Source organism: Bacillus cereus group sp. N21 (assembly GCF_016483395.1).
GTDB lineage: Bacteria > Bacillota > Bacilli > Bacillales > Bacillaceae_G > Bacillus_A > Bacillus_A pseudomycoides.
The window spans coordinates 12,697-29,040 of sequence record NZ_JAEHBX010000015.1 but is presented as its reverse complement, the minus strand read 5'-3'; the positions used below and the strand labels follow the sequence as shown (position 1 = coordinate 29,040).

Here is a 16,344-nt window from a genome sequence, read left to right as displayed (position 1 = left end):
ACAGTATAACGAAAGGGATAAGTGTTTATAAATATAGTAGAAGAAACAATAGGTTAGTATTCAGCTAGGAGGTAAAAAATGAAGTTGAAAAAGACGATATTACTTGTGTTTTTAATTACAATCGGTTTAATGGGCTGTTCTATGATTGAAGAGGGTAAGAATTCAATTGATTATGCTCAAAAGGCGACAGACTATGTTAATAAAGTGAGTGCGTTTGCAAATGAAGCGCCGGGGTTAGTAGAAAAAGCAATCAATGATAGTGCTGCTCGAAAAGAATTAGAGACTAAGCTCGGAGATATTCAAAAGGATATCCCAGCTTTTAATGAATTGACACCCCCGGATGTAGCGAAGGACATCCATCAGCAAATTGTTGGATATAACGAAAAATTAAATGCATTAATTGATACAACTATGAAAAAGATAGAAGAAGGGAAAATAGATGTAGAACAATTTAAAAACTCAGAGCTTATGAAGACAGTGCAACAAGTTCAAGATTTAAAAGATAAAGTTCAAAATTTAGGGCAGTAGAGAGGATATGAAAAAAGTCCGTTATTTATAACGGACTTTTTTAACGCGAGAATATTATAATAAGGCGTGTACTTGTTATTGGATAGAAAAAACGACGATCCCAATTATAATAATAATGTTACCAATGACTTTTCTTTTTGTTATTTTCTCTCCTAAGAAATACCAACCGAATACTAAAATAATGACATAGCTAAGAGATTCTAATACAGGAGCCTGTTTTAATGGAACACCTTTTAGTGCAATAACGTTTAGCCCAGCATTAATTACAAATAAAGAATAGCCGATAATAACATAAGGGTTGACATATTCTCTTAATTTGGAATCATATTCTTGTAGAGTTGCTTTTTTGAGTAAAATTTGTGAGTAATTTGCTAAAATAATACCGAAAATATATAACAATATATAATTATTCATCTTTCGTCACCACCACAATTCCAATCATAATGATAGCTGCACCGAGTAAATTGTTCCATTTTATCGTCTCACCTAAAAAGATAACGGACCATAACATGGACCATAATATGATGATCCCTCGGTGGGAATATGCTTTAGAAATTTCAAAATGTTTAATTACCTGTTGCCAAAGAATAGCATAGCCAAATAAAATTACAACAAGTCCAAAATAGGCGATGAAAAACGAAATGGATGAAACAGGGAATTTAGCTGCCCATTTCATATAAAGCAGGATGATAGAATATAGCAAGAAAGCTACATGTAAAAATACATAATTCTTCATAGTCGGTTTCATATATTCACTCTCTTTTAGATGTAAATACATTAATTTGAAAAGAATGCATTTCATCTATGTTTTCTTATTACATGGAATGTGGTTTGAAATGGTTTTTTGTTTTATAATGTGTATACTTTGTCTATCTCTTCACATTCCAAGGTATATAATACCATGAGTGATGTTGTAAAACAATATAAGGAAACGAGTGGCTTTTTAATATAGAAGTCACTCGTTTCCTTATATTCATTATGTAATTTCTATTTCATTATTAAAGTAAAGATATTCATAGAATCGTTAAACTTCATATTTGTTTTTTCCATTGCTCAATGATTCTTACTCTTTTATTGGTTGCATCCATCTCCACTTGTACACCAATTGGCATCGTCATCATCGGATGGGTATGGCAACAATCAAAGTCTGCTAGAAATGGAATGTTACGATTTTGGAGTACTTCTAATAATATTTCATAAGGTTTCCGATGTGTACCACAATCATCAAATTGCTCATGCTTTCCAAGAATGATTCCTGAAACTTTATCAAATACACCGTTAATTTTAAGTAATGAAAAACTTCTTTCAATGGTAGCTGCATCTTTGGAGCTATCTTCAATAAAGAGAATATCTCCTTCTTTAATACCAGGCATAAATGGGCTACCCCATATACCTTGTATTGTATTTAAGTTGCCACCAATTAGTCTTCCAGTTGTTTTTCCGCCATTTACACAAATCCACTCGTTTTTTCTTAGTTCTTTGTCCTTTGTTTTTTCTTCCCAGTTTATAAAGTCATCTGTCCAAAATAAAGGTTGCTTTACCTTGTAAGGAATTTCTTGTTCTTCCATTAAAGCTTCTGCAAAGTATGTATAAGTGGAATCCACAAAAGGCTCAAATTCACCAAAAGAAGGAACAAGTGCTGGTCCATAAAATGTAGTAATGCCTGTTTGTGCATAGATTCCAAGTAGTAAAGCTGTAGTGTCTGAATACCCAATCATAATTTTTGGATTTTCTTTCAATGCTTTGTAATCAATATAAGGTAAAAGAGAATTTGAATTCATCCCGCCAATTGTTGACATGATGCATGTAACATTCAGATTTCTAATTAATGCATTTAGTTCTTCAGCACGTTCTTGAATGCTTCCTGAACGATAAAAATCCTGCTTACCTGTAAGGTTACCTTCCAATATATGGAGCCCTTTATCTTGTAAATATTTTTTAGCTCGATTAAATCTTTTGGGAGATGTATATGTTACAGGTGAAGAAGGAGAGTAAATGCCAATAGTATCTCCTTTTTTTAAGGGATTAAGTAGTATCATTGTATCAAACCTTTCTTGTTTCGATTAGGAATTTAAGTAGTTTCAGGATTTAATATTTGAAAATTTATATTATTAATTTTTTGGTAGTATAACATATTCTTAACAAATAATCTTGAAAAAATAGTTATCGTAGATTATTTACTGTTTGACCTTGACGGTTTAAAGACATTGTTGTTATGGTTAAATTTGAAATTATAATAGGTAGAGTAAAAGGAGTTTTATTGATGAAAAGGTTAGGATGGGGAAGCGTAACAATACTCTGTGCTATTATTTTAGGTTCATGTTGGTTCTTTTTCCAAGGGAGTATTCTAGAGAAGAATGGTATTAATGTTTCCAAAGCAAAAGAAAAAATGACAATAGATGGTCCGCCCCTACAAGTAGCAGAGTTACCAAAAACAGGATTAACTGAAAAGATGATCCCACAAAAATATGTACCAGTAGTTGAAGCGAAAGCAGCAATGATCATTGATGCAAGTAATGGGCAAGTCATGTATAAAAACAATGAAGAAGAGCTACTTGCCCCGGCGAGTATGTCAAAGATGATGACAGCATATATTCTTTTAGAAAACATACATAAAGGAAAGGTCCATTGGGAAGATCAAGTGACAATAAGTGCGAAATCGGCACAAGCAGAAGGTGCGAGAATTCCGGTACAAACGGGGGATGTATTAACGGTTAAAGACCTATACCATGCGTTAATGATCCAATCGGCCAACAATTCTGCAGTTGCTTTAGCGGAACATATAGCAAAAACTGAGCAAGATTTTGCCCATCTTATGAATCAAACAGCGAAACAACTGGAGTTATCAGAAGCAACCAAGTTTGTAAATGCTTCTGGATTGCAAGAGCCTGATGGAAGTGAAACGAAGATGACTGTAGCTGATGTAGCGAAGTTAGCGTATCACCTTGTAACAGATTACCCGGAGATATTAGATGTTACACATTTACGTCAAAGTCAGTTAGCATTTAAAAGCACGATGGTTACGAGTACGAATGAAATGTTGAATCCGGCCAACCAAGGACTTTACTTAGAAGGAATGGATGGACTGAAAACAGGCTTCACTGATAGTGCGGGTTATTGCTTTACTGGGACTGCCAAACAAGGTGATAAGCGACTTGTAACAGTTGTTATGGGTACGAAGAGCCAAATGAAACGTTTTACAGAAACGCATAAACTAATGTCCTATGGTTTCGAGAGTGTTAAGTAGGTGAAGGATCTATTATGAAAGAAGACGGCTTGTTTAAAACTCGGATTGAGTGGAAAATAAGCTGTTTTTTTATTTTAAGGGAATATAAAAGGTATCAAAAACAAAAACTAAAAAGTATGAGTGCTATTGTTTGAAAATGTTTTTCTATGTAGATATAATAAAGTTATAAACTTATTATTAATAAGTTTGGGACGGGATATACCATAATACAGATTAGTAAGCCTCAAAATAAAAATTGGAGGGAATTAGTATGGCAAAAGATTTTTATTCAGCAATTGAAGACAGAAGATCAATTTATGCAATTAGTAAAGAGCAAGTTGTTTCTGATGAGAAAATTCAAGAAGTAGTGAATCATGCCGTAAAGTATACACCTTCATCTTTTAATTCTCAGAGTGCAAGGGTTGTTGTGTTATTAGAAGAACAACATGATAAACTATGGGATATTACGAAAGAAACATTACGAAAAATTGTACCAGAAAATAATTTTGCACCAACCGAAGAAAAAATGAACGCATTTAAAAGTGGCTATGGAACAGTTTTATATTTTGAAGACAGAAAAGTAATAGAAGATCTTCAAGAAAAGTTTGCATTATATAAAGACAATTTCCCGACTTGGTCCCAGCAATCATCAGGAATGCTACAGTTTGTGATTTGGACAGCATTAGAAATTGAAGGGTTTGGTGCAACGCTGCAACATTATAACCCATTAATTGATGAAGAAGTAAGAAAAGAATGGGATATTCCAGAGACTTGGAAGCTGATCGCTCAAATGCCATTTGGTAAGCCAGTTGCGCCAGTAGGTGAAAAAGAATTTCAGCCGTTAGAAACTCGTGTGAAATTTCATAAATAAAATGGGAAAAGGATTGCCTATATAGGTAATCCTTTTTTGTTTTGTACGAGACCAATAAAAGATTTTTAAAATCTTGTGACTTCTAGTCATTAGAAGTTCAATGTAAGGTATCATTATGGGCATGGAATGACAGATAGCGAAATCCATCATGTGACGCAGTGGTTTCAAAATAAATGAAACAGACAAACAGGGAATGCGGTTATTAGCAATTCCCTGTTTGTGCGATAAATTATTAAAAAATAATTATAATTTATAAGGATTCTTATGATTTAAAGTATTACTTTGATTTTCAATAGTAACTTTTAATTCGGATTTTTTTGTTTCAATGGTTGGGATTTTTCTGAACGTTACCAAGGATAGCGTACGAACCAATGCATAGTGAAAATCGATATAATGCTTCGAACCATTATCAATAATTTGTTCCATGGATAATACTCCTCCTCCTAATTATTTGAACTATATTGGTTATTTTAACAATATAAGCATAAAGATTCCAAATAATCAGGTCTTCAATCAAAAAAGCCTAAATAATCTAAAATATTTTTGCTGATAAGGAGTAACGTTACAATGATAAATAAAATTCGTACGTAAGATACTCCTTTTTTTATAGCGAAATTTGAGCCTACGAAAGCCCCGAAAATCATTGCAACTCCCATTGGAAGTCCATATGCAAAATTAACAACATCTAAATAAAGAAAAATGATAAGTGCAGCGATGTTACTACCAAAATTTAAAACTTTGGCATTTCCAGCTGATTGCACAAAATCAAATCCAATGATCAAAAATGTAAATAACAAAAATGATCCTGTTCCTGCCCCGAAAAATCCATCATAAAATCCAATGATAAAAATAACAGAAGAGAAGATAACTCTTTTTTTTACACTCATTCCATTATAACTTGCATCTTTTCCCCACTCTTTTTTCATAATCGTATAAATCGCAACGGCAATTAATAGAACAAGTACTAATGGTTTTAATATTTCAGATGAAATGTGTTTGACTACAAAGGCGCCAAGTATAGCCCCGATAAAAGTTAAAGGGAATAGCTTAGAGACCAATTTGAAATTCACATTTCCAGATCGAATAAATGAAATGGTACTCATAAGTGATCCCATTGAGCTTGCCAGTTTATTAGTTGCAATAGCTGTTGAAGGTGGGAGGCCGGTGAATAATAAAGCTGGTATAGAAATTAATCCACCGCCACCTACAACAGAATCGATAAAGACAGCTAAAAAACCTGAAGCAATTAAAAAAAACATTGTATAAAGATTGATGTCCTCCATATGTATTTCCCCCATCCTAGAATAGTCACTACTAAGATAGTATCTGTTTAATTGCTTTGTGTAAATGAAAATTTGATAATGCCTCTTTAATATTTACTCCAACCACTTTTGTGTTTACTATTAAAGTAATAATTACTGTCAATGTTGCGGCAAGTACAAAATATGCGGGAGGCTTACAATGGAAGATTTACTACAAAAAATTCAAATGCTTGGCTTAAATCAATATGAAACAAAAGCCTATATTTCATTAGTTCAACAAGGAGCTTCTAGTGCTTATCAAGTTAGCAAAAATTCTGGAGTCCCTCGTGCACGTATATATGAAATATTGAATACCCTTGAACAAAAAGGCATTGTAATGAAGGAAGAAATAAATGAAGCAGTACAATATTCTCCTTTACCTGTAGATGTGTTTTTAGAGGCAGTAAGAGAGAAATGGGAAGAGACATACACGTATGTAGAAAAAGAATTAAAAGTATTTGAAAAAAAAGAACCTGAGGTGGATCCGAGAGTAACCACTTTGAAAGGTGAAGAAAATATACTAGCTTTCTGCAGAATATTAATTCGAAGGGCAAAAAAAAAGATTATTTTGTCAATTTGGGATACTATGTATAAAAAACTATTAGTAGACTTAAAAGAAAAAGAAAGAGAATGTAGTTTAAAGGGTATTGTCTTTGAAGTTGACGATCCGTTGCAAGGATTAGAAATTCATAGAAAAACAAGTTACGTTAATAATATTGGAAGTCATAAATGGTTTATCTTATCAATTGATGGAAAAGAAATGGTATATGGTCACTCGATAGAACAAAAAGGAAATGCTTTTTATACAGATGATCCTGTTCATATATATTTACTAGAAAATTATATATGGCATGATATATTAGTAAATCGTTTAGTAAGGGATAGCGATCAAAACATGGATTCTTGGATTGCTCCAGAACGAGAAAAGTTCTTTTTCATATAAATATAATTTTTTAGGATACTATATAGTTGATAAATGGCGGAATTTTTGTAATGATAAGAAGGTGACTCATGAAAAGAACTATTTTGTAAGACCAGTAGAAAAACCAATTGTTTACTTAGATATCATGATTTTATTAGTGGAGTAAGTAAAGAATGGATACTACTAGAAGCTTTGATTCGTTTTGTAATAGAAAAAATTAAATGTTTTATTACGAAAACGCTGTATATGAAGCTGGAATTCACATGAAGTTCACATGAAGTTCACATTGGTAATTTAAAATAGTTGACGTGTGAAAAAGAAAGCCCTTGTATAAAAATGGAATTTAACATGAAACCATTTCCAATGTTTTGGTAGGATATTAAAATCATTTTTTTAAGAGGGTAGTAGGGAAAGGGAGTTAATACAACTTATGAAAAAAGTACTAGCAGGTTTAGCGGCAGCTTCTGTAGCCGGCGCAGTAGTTCCTGGAATGGATGCTGCTCACGCACAAGTTTCAACAGACGCGCTAAAAGAAATCGATGGACAAACACAAAAACAAACACAAACAGTTGATCCGAAAGTAACTGAAACACAAACAGTAGAGAAAAAATCTGACATTAAATACACAGTAACAGCTGATGTATTGAATGTACGTACAGGTCCTGGTACAGGAAATGATATTATTTCTAAAGTACAAGAAGGACAAGTTCTACAAGTAACTGGTGAAGAAAATGGTTGGTTTAAAGTAAATGTAAACGGTAAAACTGGCTATGTAAGCAGTGATTTTGTAACAACTGGTGAGAAAACAGGAACTGCTGTTCAACAAGGAACAGGTAACTATACGGTAAACGTTTCTTCACTTAATGTACGTACAGGTCCTAGTGCTTCTCATACAGTTGTAGGTACTGTAGGCAAAGGACAAACTGTACAAGTTGTCGGTGAAGTACAAGACTGGTTTAAAATTAACCACAACGGCGGAACTGGCTATGTAAGTAAAGACTTTGTAACAAAAGGCGGTACAACTACAAATGTAAGTACGGAAACAGAAAAGCCAAACAACAATGAAATGACAATCCGAAAAGACGGCTCATATGTTGTTGATACAGGAGCTTTACGTGTACGTACAGGCCCGGCTACATATAATGCTGTAATTGGTGGCGTAGTACAAGGCCAAACATTACAAGTTATTGGTGGAGAAAACGGTTGGTATAAAATTAACCACCAAGGAAGAACTGGCTATGTAAGTGCAGACCATGTTAAGTTTGTAAAAGGTGGTACAGCAAATGTAACTACGCCTTCTCGTCCAGCTACTGGCGGTGAGCAAGGAAATACACAAACAGAAAAACCACAAACAGAAAAACCGACAACACCATCTGCTAATGGCTCATCAATTGTGTCTATTGCACAATCGCTAAATGGTTCACCATATGTATATGGTGGTACAACACCATCTGGTTTTGACTGCAGTGGCTACGTTTACTACGTATTAAATAAAGCAGGTCATTCTGGTGGACGTCAAACTGTTGCTGGCTACTGGAGCAGCAAGACGCATACTAGTAATCCACAACCAGGTGATTTAGTATACTTTAAAGATACTACTGGTGCTGGTGCAGGTATGACTCATATGGGTATTTACTTAGGAAATGGTCAGTTCATCAGTGCAGAAACTGAAAAAACTGGTGTAAGAATTAGCTCGGTAAATAACTCTTACTGGAGTAAGCATCTAGCAGGTTACACAAAAGCATAATAAGAACCGTATTCTTACATATTATAAGAAAAAGCTTTCTAGGAAACTAGAAAGCTTTTTCTGTTTTAGATGTCTTTATGCGTCCAGTAAAAATTTGGAATATAAATCATGGAAGTAGCTAGGACGGAATAAGTTTGCTGCATGGCCGGCTAGTGGGATTTCTTTATATAAAACGTTTGGAAGAATGGATTTTAAATCAAATAAACAGGATTTATAGAGATGATCGTGTTCACCCATTACCCATAGAATAGGTTGTGATAGTTCTCGTAGTCGAGATTTTAAATCGAATTCTAGACGGTGTTTGAGCGATTCGACAATAATCGATGAATGCAATTGTAATCCAAACCGATAATAAATGTTTTTTGAAATAACCGCAAAAGGACTTGCTTTTAGTATACCACTTGGGAAAATTGTACTCGCATATTGATAAAGCCAAGTGGAATATTCATTTTCACGGTTGTCCCAAAACTTTCGAAAGACGTTATATAAAAGGGAGGGATTATTGTAATGACCTCCAATATGACAAAGACTTAATACTTTCTCTGGATATTTGTGAGCGAATATAGTGGCAATGTAACAGCCATAGCTTAGGGCACAAATATGAGCTTGCTGAATACCTTCTTTCTCATACAGGTCTGATAATTGCTGTACTAATCGATCTAAAGAAAAGTCTATTGCTTGCCCTTTGTCTTCACCATGACCTAGTAAATCATACGTTATAATATTGTAAGAAGGAGAAAATCGTTTATATTCTTTTTTGAAGGCACGACGATTTCCGACTAATCCATGAATGAATATAATGGTCTTCTTTTCAGAATTCTTTTTTGCTTGCACGGTATACCCCTTTCGGTGAATGAAGATTAGTGAGATGCGTATGCTATGAAAATATATATTTTTATAGTTATATATGGGTAATCATTCTAAATTCTTTTTGCGTAGACTATAGAATGGTAATTTTTTATTTTTTATTAAGTACCAGGTAATAATATCAGATGATTATATCTGTTGTAAAGATAAGATTAGATGTGTTTTATTACCAAATCAGTAGATTAATCGTTTGACTGTTTACATTCATATCGTATTCTAATTTTAGAAATAACCGTTTGGTTTGAAAGAAGGCAAGGTTCAAGCTTTAATTACGCCAGTTATGTCATTTGTTTTAATGGCGTTACTTGTCATTATTGTAGGATATGGTGGAATGCGAGTTTCTAGTGGAGCATTAACAATTGGAGAACTTGTGACATTTATTTTATATTTAATGCAAATTGTTATGCCAATGAGTCAACTTTCTATGTTCTTTACACAATTCCAAAAGGCAATTGGCGCAACGGAACGCATTAATACAATTTTAGAATATGAAGTGGAACATCATATAGAAGGTAAAAATGTGGATTTTGAATATAAAGAGGAAGAGAAAGTACTACAAAATATTCAATTTACGATTGAATCAAGAAAAGTGACTGCAATTGTAGGTCCAAGTGGTAGTGGGAAAACGACATTGTTTTCTTTATTAGAACGTTTTTATAAAGCTGATTCATCACGAAATCGTGCACATGGAGGTAGTGGTTTAGGATTGGCAATTGTGAAGAAAGTGATTGATCTTCATAAGGGAGAGACCCGGATAGAGAGTGTAGTTGGAAAGGGAACGGAATTTATCGTTTTGATTCCTGGGAGTAAACATAGCACTTGAAAATAGAGAAGTGGGGGCAGAGGAAACTGTCTTTTACTTCTCTATTTGTTTAGTAAGAAATAAAAAAATTTTATAGGTTACCTAGAAGTAACCTACGCACATCAAAGTGCATAATTGCATTTAGGATGATATACATATAGAATTCATGGTATGAAAAAGCAACTTAGAATGATTGAGGAGTGTTATATTTGGCAGAATTATTACAAGGAAAAAATGCATTAATTACAGGAGCAGGAAGAGGAATTGGCCGTGCTGTGGCAATTGCTTTAGCAAAAGAAGGTGTGAACGTTGGTCTTTTAGCACGCTCAGAAGAAAACTTAAAAGCAGTTGCGAAGGAAGTAGAAGCAGAAGGTGTAAAAGCTGTTATTGCTACTGCTGATGTATCTTCATATGAAGAAGTTACTACTGCTATTGAAACATTAAAAAAAGGATTAGGTTCTATTGATATTTTAATTAATAATGCGGGTATTTCTAAGTTTGGCAAATTCTTAGAATTAGATGTTGCTGATTGGGAAAAAATCATCCAAGTAAACTTAATGGGTGTATATTACGCAACTCGCGCAGCGCTACCAAGCATGATTGAACAACAGTCTGGTGACATTATTAATATTTCATCAACAGCAGGACAAAAAGGTGCACCAGTAACAAGTGCATACAGTGCTTCTAAATTTGGTGTTCTTGGTTTAACAGAATCGTTAGCAATGGAAGTACGTAAACACAACATTCGTGTAACAGCTTTAACACCAAGTACTGTTGCAACTGATATGGCGGTAGAATTAGGATTAACAGATGGTAACCCTGAGAAAGTCATGCAAGCAGAAGATATCGCTGAGTTTATCGTAGCGCAGCTGAAATTAAATAAACGTACATTTATTAAATCTGCAGGACTTTGGTCTACTAATCCGTAAGAAGTTGTATATGAATAAAAAAGATTTGTTTTAAAGCCAAATCCTTTTTATTTATTTCTTTTTAATTCTGAATTTTACGAATTGTAATGAGGGATGAAAGTTATTGAAGGATTATCCTATACAATTCGAAGGGAATTTACGTGAATAATATTGATAAATGGAAAGCTGTTGATCATTTTATTACGGATTTACTTATACCAACTGATTCTATTCTTGAAGAGGTACTTCTGTATAATTACAACAAAGTCGTGGATTATACAAGAAGGTTGTAGAATATACAACATAGTTATGGACTTTACAACAAAGTTGTAAATTGAAGAATACAATTGATAAATTATATAGATAAAAAGCATGGCTATTTTTAAGTCATGCTTTTATCTTGTTAATGAGTTACTTGCAATGTATACTACCTGTAATTAATCAGAAAGAGATTTGGTTCGTACTGCTTTATAATTTGGTGATGATTTTGAAGTTCTTCTCAGTCAAGCTAGGGATGTTGAATCAATGTTGTATCAGAAACAACCAACATACCCAATTATTTCGAAAATGAATAAAGATAGTGAAAATGCTACTATTGAGTTAAGAAAATTTAAAAAGACAGGACTGGAACTTATTCAAACATATCAAATTAAAAATGTAATTAATCCGCTATTAGCTGATCATGTGACAAGGGAAGCGGAGCACTTTCTCTTTATGATTCATGTTTTGGAACAACGATTAAAACAAAAACAAATCGAAAGATTTTTGAGTCTACATAGTTGTAAAGAAGGAGTGTCCATAATAAAAATCTGTATAAACATAGGATATGAATTTTTAAAATTTTATTTTAAAGCTAATGTACCATTTTCTTGTAATGCAACACCAAACCAGACTTACTAATATCCTTTTTATTAGACTATATGTGGGAAAATTATTACTTAAAGAAAGAAACATTTGATTACTAAACTAAACAGCTATCGGTATATCGATAGCTGTTTAGTTTAGTAATAGATATTGTTATAGTGTAGACATTATGCACTTGGCATAGGAGTTGGAGTTGGTTTTGCATATCCTTCTTTATATTGGTTGTCAATGTATTGACGAATTTCAAGTGTAGACATTCCATTTTTCTTTAGTGAGACAGATTGCAGAGCAATGTCTAAACAATTGGCACATGTTGTCGCATGAGAGTCCCAGACGATTTCACCACTTTCTTTCACTTCACGAACAAAGCAATTTTTGTTGCTCTTATGACCAACGCTTTCTCCACATCCACAATAACAAGGAATCCATTCTAATAATTCATGATCTTCTCCTGCCATTTGATAAATTTTTTGCATCTGTTCAGGCTTCGTAGATAGGAATGAAGGGAGAGTATCAGCTCCCTTTGTTGTTTCTGTAATATCAGTTACGGTATGGTCATCTCCCATGGTATGTTCCTGAGTACTTTTTTGTGTTTCTTTTGGTTCAGAGGAAGATTTTTTCTCTTCATTTGAACTGCATCCTGCTAAAGCAATTAGAATAGACAAGCAGATTAATAGTAGGATAGAAAAAAGTGGTCTTTTCATATTTGTTCGCTCCTTAATTTTTATTTTGTAAATTAACGAATGGTTTTAATATCCTGAATAATTTCTTTATATGGTGTGTTTGTAAGAGCTGAGTAGCTCTTTACGACAATTCCATTCTTATCTACAAGATAAAGTTTTGTCCCATGAATGACTTGTGTTGTGCTTGCTGGTTTATCTACAAATGCTTGGAAGCTATTTTTAGCAAAAGAGGTGATTTCTTCTTGTGTATAATTGGTTAGAAAGTGCCATTTGGAAACATCGGTATCATAGCGTTCCATAAATTCTTTTAGTTTTTCTGGTTTGTCCACAGTAGGGTCTACACTGAATGAAACAAATTCTACATCATTGATTCCTTCTTCTTTCAACATGTTTTTAAGTTTTGTCATATTGGCTGTCATAGGTGGACAAACGGTTTCACAACTTGTGAAAATAAAGTCTGCGACCCATACTTTCCCTTTTAGGTCCGATAGCCCAAAAGGTTTTCCGTTTTGATCGGTATACGAAAACTTCTCTACTTTCCAGTCCAATGAGTCCTTCAATTTTGGTTCACCACATGCACTTAAAAATACAATCATGCTGACAATCATCAGTAATCTTATAGTACGAACTTTTTTCATATGTATCCCCTTTCATTTCTTTATTATGTATAAGGAGGCTATGTGATAGCCTCCTAACAGATTACTTGTTTTGTAATAAGCGCATACTATTTAAGATAACAAGAAGTGCGGCCCCTGTATCGCTAAGTACAGCAATCCAAAGTGTGAGCCAACCTGGGAAGATAAAAGCAAGTGCAATAAATTTAATAATCAATGAGAACCAGATGTTCTGTTTGATTATGTGTAGTGCTTTACGGCTTAGTTTCATTGTATAAGGAAGCTTTTCAAGGTTATCTGCCATAAGTACAATATCTGCTGTTTCCATTGCTGTATCAGTTCCAGCACCACCCATGGCAATCCCAAGGTTCGCTGTAGCAAGAGCAGGAGCATCATTGATGCCATCTCCAATCATAGCCACAGTTTTCCCTTCAGATTGGAGATGTTTTACAGAGCGAACTTTATCTTCTGGAAGTAAATTAGCAAAGTAACGATCCACTTTTGCTTTCTGGGCAATGTGATTAGCTGTTCCTTCATTGTCTCCCGTTAACATAACAGTTTCTCGAATGCCTGTTCGTTTTAATTCTTGGATTGTTTGATAAGTTGTCGAGCGGATGGAATCAGCTACAGAAATCATTCCAAGAATCGTATGATTTGTTCCGATAAGTACTACCGTTTGACCAATTCGTTGCATTTCTTGAATCGGTTCTTTCCAAACTTGAAGAGAGGTACCTAAATCATCAAATAGAGCAGCATTTCCAGCATAATAGGTTTCTCTATTGATATTTACTTGCGCACCTTTTCCTACAATTGCACGGAATTCCTTTCCTTCTTGAACGGAAATTTGTTGTTCCTTTGCGTATGTTGTGATTGCTCTTGCGATTGGGTGATTAGAATATTCCTCAATCGTTGTCGCAATTGATAATAATTCATTTTCAGGGCAATCTAGGCTTCTTACATGCATTACCTGTGGTTTCCCTTCAGTCAATGTTCCTGTTTTATCAAATGCGATAGCATTTAATGAGCCTGCTATTTCTAAAGCTGTACCACCTTTGATGAGGACACCGTTTCTCGCAGCATTTCCAATAGCAGATACAATTGCGACAGGGGTAGAGATGACTAAAGCACAAGGGCATGCAACAACAAGAAGTTCTAGTCCTCTATAAATCCAATCCATCCATGTACCCATGCCAAGGAGAGGAGGGAGTATCATTACGCTAATCGCTAATAGAAAGACGATTGGTGTATAGATTTTTGCGAAACGATCAACAAATGCTTCTGTAGGTGCTTTCTTTTCTTGTGCTTCCTCGACAAGGTGAATAATTCGTGACAGTGTAGTATCCTCAACGAGTTTTGTTACCGTAATCTCAAGAGAGCCTTCTTCATTAATCGTTCCTGCATACACGGAATCACCAATTTGTTTATCAATAGGGATGGATTCACCAGTAATAGGTGCTTGGTTTACAGTAGAATTTCCTCCTATAACGGTCCCATCCAATGGGATTTTTTCACCTGGTTTCACTACAATTGTTGTGCCTACTGTAATATCTTCTACGGATGTTTTGACAAGTTCCGTTTCAACTTTTACCCATGCTTCAGAGGGAGCTAAATCAATCAATCCACGAATTGATTCGCGCGTACGTTCAATAGATTTATTTTGTAGTGTTGCTCCTAATGCGAATAGCCAAACAACCGTTGCACCTTCTAACCATTGTCCAATTAGAGCAGCACCAATAGCAGCAGATATCATGAGAACATTCATATCTAGTGCCTTACTTCTTAAGGCATAAAAAGCACTTTTTGCAGGTTTATATCCTCCAATTAGGGTACTAGCTGCATAAAGAAGTGTAATGAGAAGGGGGGATGTATTTGCAAAACCACTGAAAAATCCTAAAGCTAAAAATAGTCCTGAGAGAATCAAAGTTGTATCTTTAGATTTTGAATTTGGTGTCGCTCCCCTACGACTTCCTGCTAAGGATGCCTCAAACCCTGCGTTAGAAATTTCTTTTATAATGTCATCTGTACTTCGGTCATGACGAATATGCATTTTTCCAGTAGCAAAGTTTACGTGGACTTCTTGAACGCCTGAAACATTTTGTAGATGTTTTTCGATTGTTAAAGCACACGCACCACAATCCATCCCTCCGACCAGATATGTTTGTACGCCATCACCTGTTACTTTCGGTGTATCACGAGGTAGTGTGTCTTCACATGAACTATCACTACAACAAGAAGAAGCTTTTGGTGTCACTTCTTCTTTTGGTGTGGCAAATGAAGAGCAGCATAAAGATACCTTTTCTGGTTTGGGCCCACAACAAGAATCAGAAGAGTCATTTTCTGTTTTCGCAGTATCGGTGCTATTACTACAACAGGAAGCCTTTTTAACAGTGAGTACAATTGGACTCTGATTTTGAGAAGAGCAACATGATGATATTTCCTTTGTTACTTCTTTTTTGATGGGAGTTAGTGAAGAATCACTATACGAAGAAGTTTGACAACAACTCGTTTGTTTCTCTTTCTTATCAGTCATGACAACTCGCGCCCTTTTGAGATAAGCATGCATCGTTTTTATCACATGATGCTACCTCGTTCTGCACTTCATGAAATACAACATCAAACATTGTAAGTAATTGTTTGATTTGTGTATTTCGTAAAGAATAGTAGACATACTTTCCTTCTTGTCTTCCCAGGATAATACCGCATCCTTTTAAACAGTTTAGGTGTTGAGATATATTCGACTGATTTCCTTTGATAATCTCTACAATTTCAGAAACCGTTTTTTCCCCATCCATCATACATTGAAGAATCTGAAGTCTTGTTTTATCAGCAAAGCCACGAATAAACTTGGCTTTTATATCTAAATCATTTATATTGCACAATTGTATTCACTCCAATCGTATTAGTCATTACTAATATGTTTATTCTTCATTCATATTAGCATTGACTAATATGTGTGTCAAAATATTTTTAAAAAGTCTGAAAAATATATATTTGCTCTATTTTTAACTATG

General features: G+C 34.4%; 17 protein-coding genes and 1 pseudogene. 8 read left to right on the top strand and 10 right to left on the bottom strand.

Annotated features, from left to right (window positions below; genetic code table 11):
- The first annotated feature begins 78 nt into the window (after window positions 1-78).
- Entirely contained in the window at window positions 79-528 is a 450-nt protein-coding gene (locus JDS96_RS11025) for a DUF6376 family protein (protein WP_003206858.1), read from the top strand.
- Window positions 529-603: 75 nt separating this feature from the next.
- On the opposite strand, the gene JDS96_RS11020 is transcribed toward JDS96_RS11025, so the two are convergent.
- From JDS96_RS11020 to JDS96_RS11010, 3 genes are all read right to left on the bottom strand, one after another.
- Window positions 604-942, bottom strand: a complete 339-nt coding sequence (locus JDS96_RS11020) for an EamA family transporter (protein WP_018765425.1) — start codon at window positions 940-942, stop codon at window positions 604-606.
- Window positions 935-1,276, bottom strand: a complete 342-nt coding sequence (locus JDS96_RS11015) for an EamA family transporter (protein ID WP_018765426.1) — start codon at window positions 1,274-1,276, stop codon at window positions 935-937. The genes JDS96_RS11020 and JDS96_RS11015 overlap by 8 nt, the downstream gene beginning before the upstream one ends.
- Before the next feature lie 283 nt (window positions 1,277-1,559).
- On the bottom strand, window positions 1,560-2,567 hold the full coding sequence (locus JDS96_RS11010) for a S66 family peptidase (RefSeq protein ID WP_199666785.1): 1,008 nt from the start codon (window positions 2,565-2,567) through the stop codon (window positions 1,560-1,562).
- A 224-nt stretch (window positions 2,568-2,791) separates the two neighbouring features.
- On the opposite strand from JDS96_RS11010, the gene JDS96_RS11005 reads away from it, so the two are divergent.
- Together JDS96_RS11005 and JDS96_RS11000 are read left to right on the top strand one after the other, a co-directional pair.
- Window positions 2,792-3,775 (top strand): D-alanyl-D-alanine carboxypeptidase family protein, encoded by a 984-nt coding sequence (locus JDS96_RS11005; RefSeq protein WP_098610275.1) that lies wholly within the window; start codon window positions 2,792-2,794, stop codon window positions 3,773-3,775.
- Window positions 3,776-4,025: 250 nt separating this feature from the next.
- Window positions 4,026-4,625, top strand: a complete 600-nt coding sequence (locus JDS96_RS11000; protein WP_199666784.1) for a nitroreductase family protein — start codon at window positions 4,026-4,028, stop codon at window positions 4,623-4,625.
- 243 nt (window positions 4,626-4,868) lie between these two features.
- On the opposite strand, the gene JDS96_RS10995 is transcribed toward JDS96_RS11000, so the two are convergent.
- Both JDS96_RS10995 and JDS96_RS10990 read right to left on the bottom strand, forming a co-directional pair.
- A complete protein-coding gene (locus JDS96_RS10995) occupies window positions 4,869-5,051 on the bottom strand; it encodes a hypothetical protein (protein ID WP_199666783.1) in 183 nt (60 codons plus the stop codon).
- A gap of 83 nt (window positions 5,052-5,134) precedes the next feature.
- Entirely contained in the window at window positions 5,135-5,908 is a 774-nt protein-coding gene (locus JDS96_RS10990) for a sulfite exporter TauE/SafE family protein (protein WP_199666782.1), read from the bottom strand.
- A gap of 178 nt (window positions 5,909-6,086) precedes the next feature.
- On the opposite strand from JDS96_RS10990, the gene JDS96_RS10985 reads away from it, so the two are divergent.
- Window positions 6,087-6,869 carry a TrmB family transcriptional regulator gene (locus tag JDS96_RS10985; RefSeq protein ID WP_097786821.1) on the top strand — a complete coding sequence of 261 codons (783 nt, stop codon included), beginning with the start codon at window positions 6,087-6,089 and terminating at the stop codon, window positions 6,867-6,869.
- A gap of 409 nt (window positions 6,870-7,278) precedes the next feature.
- Window positions 7,279-8,595 (top strand): enterotoxin EntFM, encoded by a 1,317-nt coding sequence (entFM, locus tag JDS96_RS10980; RefSeq protein WP_006094561.1) that lies wholly within the window; start codon window positions 7,279-7,281, stop codon window positions 8,593-8,595.
- 75 nt (window positions 8,596-8,670) lie between these two features.
- Here the strand turns inward: entFM and JDS96_RS10975 are convergent, their stop codons facing one another.
- Entirely contained in the window at window positions 8,671-9,429 is a 759-nt protein-coding gene (locus JDS96_RS10975; RefSeq protein WP_003196982.1) for an alpha/beta fold hydrolase, read from the bottom strand.
- Between the two features lie 274 nt (window positions 9,430-9,703).
- Here JDS96_RS10975 and JDS96_RS10970 point away from each other — a divergent pair, with 274 nt between their 5' ends.
- From JDS96_RS10970 to JDS96_RS31995, 3 genes and pseudogenes are all read left to right on the top strand, one after another.
- Complete coding sequence (locus JDS96_RS10970; RefSeq protein WP_003196984.1) at window positions 9,704-10,285, top strand: ATP-binding protein; 582 nt, start codon at window positions 9,704-9,706, stop codon at window positions 10,283-10,285.
- Between the two features lie 188 nt (window positions 10,286-10,473).
- Complete coding sequence (locus JDS96_RS10965; RefSeq protein ID WP_016114516.1) at window positions 10,474-11,193, top strand: 3-ketoacyl-ACP reductase; 720 nt, start codon at window positions 10,474-10,476, stop codon at window positions 11,191-11,193.
- Between the two features lie 420 nt (window positions 11,194-11,613).
- A pseudogene (locus JDS96_RS31995) lies at window positions 11,614-11,934 on the top strand (DUF2935 domain-containing protein); the annotation flags it as partial.
- A 269-nt stretch (window positions 11,935-12,203) separates the two neighbouring features.
- Here the strand turns inward: JDS96_RS31995 and JDS96_RS10955 are convergent.
- The 4 genes from JDS96_RS10955 to JDS96_RS10940 form a co-directional block, all read right to left on the bottom strand.
- On the bottom strand, window positions 12,204-12,740 hold the full coding sequence (locus JDS96_RS10955) for a PCYCGC motif-containing (lipo)protein (RefSeq protein ID WP_016114518.1): 537 nt from the start codon (window positions 12,738-12,740) through the stop codon (window positions 12,204-12,206).
- 32 nt (window positions 12,741-12,772) lie between these two features.
- On the bottom strand, window positions 12,773-13,357 hold the full coding sequence (locus tag JDS96_RS10950; protein WP_016114519.1) for an SCO family protein: 585 nt from the start codon (window positions 13,355-13,357) through the stop codon (window positions 12,773-12,775).
- Window positions 13,358-13,418: 61 nt separating this feature from the next.
- Window positions 13,419-15,863, bottom strand: a complete 2,445-nt coding sequence (locus JDS96_RS10945) for a heavy metal translocating P-type ATPase (protein WP_199666781.1) — start codon at window positions 15,861-15,863, stop codon at window positions 13,419-13,421.
- A complete protein-coding gene (locus JDS96_RS10940) occupies window positions 15,856-16,212 on the bottom strand; it encodes an ArsR/SmtB family transcription factor (protein WP_016114521.1) in 357 nt (118 codons plus the stop codon). The genes JDS96_RS10945 and JDS96_RS10940 overlap by 8 nt, the downstream gene beginning before the upstream one ends.
- Between the last annotated feature and the right edge of the window lie 132 nt (window positions 16,213-16,344).

Coding starts and splice junctions, on each gene's coding strand:
- JDS96_RS11020 (WP_018765425.1), bottom strand. CDS start 942: ATGAATAATTATATATTGTTATATATTTTCGGTATTATTTTAGCAAAT.
- JDS96_RS11010 (WP_199666785.1), bottom strand. CDS start 2,567: ATGATACTACTTAATCCCTTAAAAAAAGGAGATACTATTGGCATTTAC.
- JDS96_RS10995 (WP_199666783.1), bottom strand. CDS start 5,051: ATGGAACAAATTATTGATAATGGTTCGAAGCATTATATCGATTTTCAC.
- JDS96_RS10955 (WP_016114518.1), bottom strand. CDS start 12,740: ATGAAAAGACCACTTTTTTCTATCCTACTATTAATCTGCTTGTCTATT.
- JDS96_RS11005 (WP_098610275.1), top strand. CDS start 2,792: ATGAAAAGGTTAGGATGGGGAAGCGTAACAATACTCTGTGCTATTATT.
- JDS96_RS10945 (WP_199666781.1), bottom strand. CDS start 15,863: ATGACTGATAAGAAAGAGAAACAAACGAGTTGTTGTCAAACTTCTTCG.
- JDS96_RS10990 (WP_199666782.1), bottom strand. CDS start 5,908: ATGGAGGACATCAATCTTTATACAATGTTTTTTTTAATTGCTTCAGGT.
- entFM (WP_006094561.1), top strand. CDS start 7,279: ATGAAAAAAGTACTAGCAGGTTTAGCGGCAGCTTCTGTAGCCGGCGCA.
- JDS96_RS10985 (WP_097786821.1), top strand. CDS start 6,087: ATGGAAGATTTACTACAAAAAATTCAAATGCTTGGCTTAAATCAATAT.
- JDS96_RS11000 (WP_199666784.1), top strand. CDS start 4,026: ATGGCAAAAGATTTTTATTCAGCAATTGAAGACAGAAGATCAATTTAT.
- JDS96_RS10950 (WP_016114519.1), bottom strand. CDS start 13,357: ATGAAAAAAGTTCGTACTATAAGATTACTGATGATTGTCAGCATGATT.
- JDS96_RS11015 (WP_018765426.1), bottom strand. CDS start 1,276: ATGAAACCGACTATGAAGAATTATGTATTTTTACATGTAGCTTTCTTG.
- JDS96_RS11025 (WP_003206858.1), top strand. CDS start 79: ATGAAGTTGAAAAAGACGATATTACTTGTGTTTTTAATTACAATCGGT.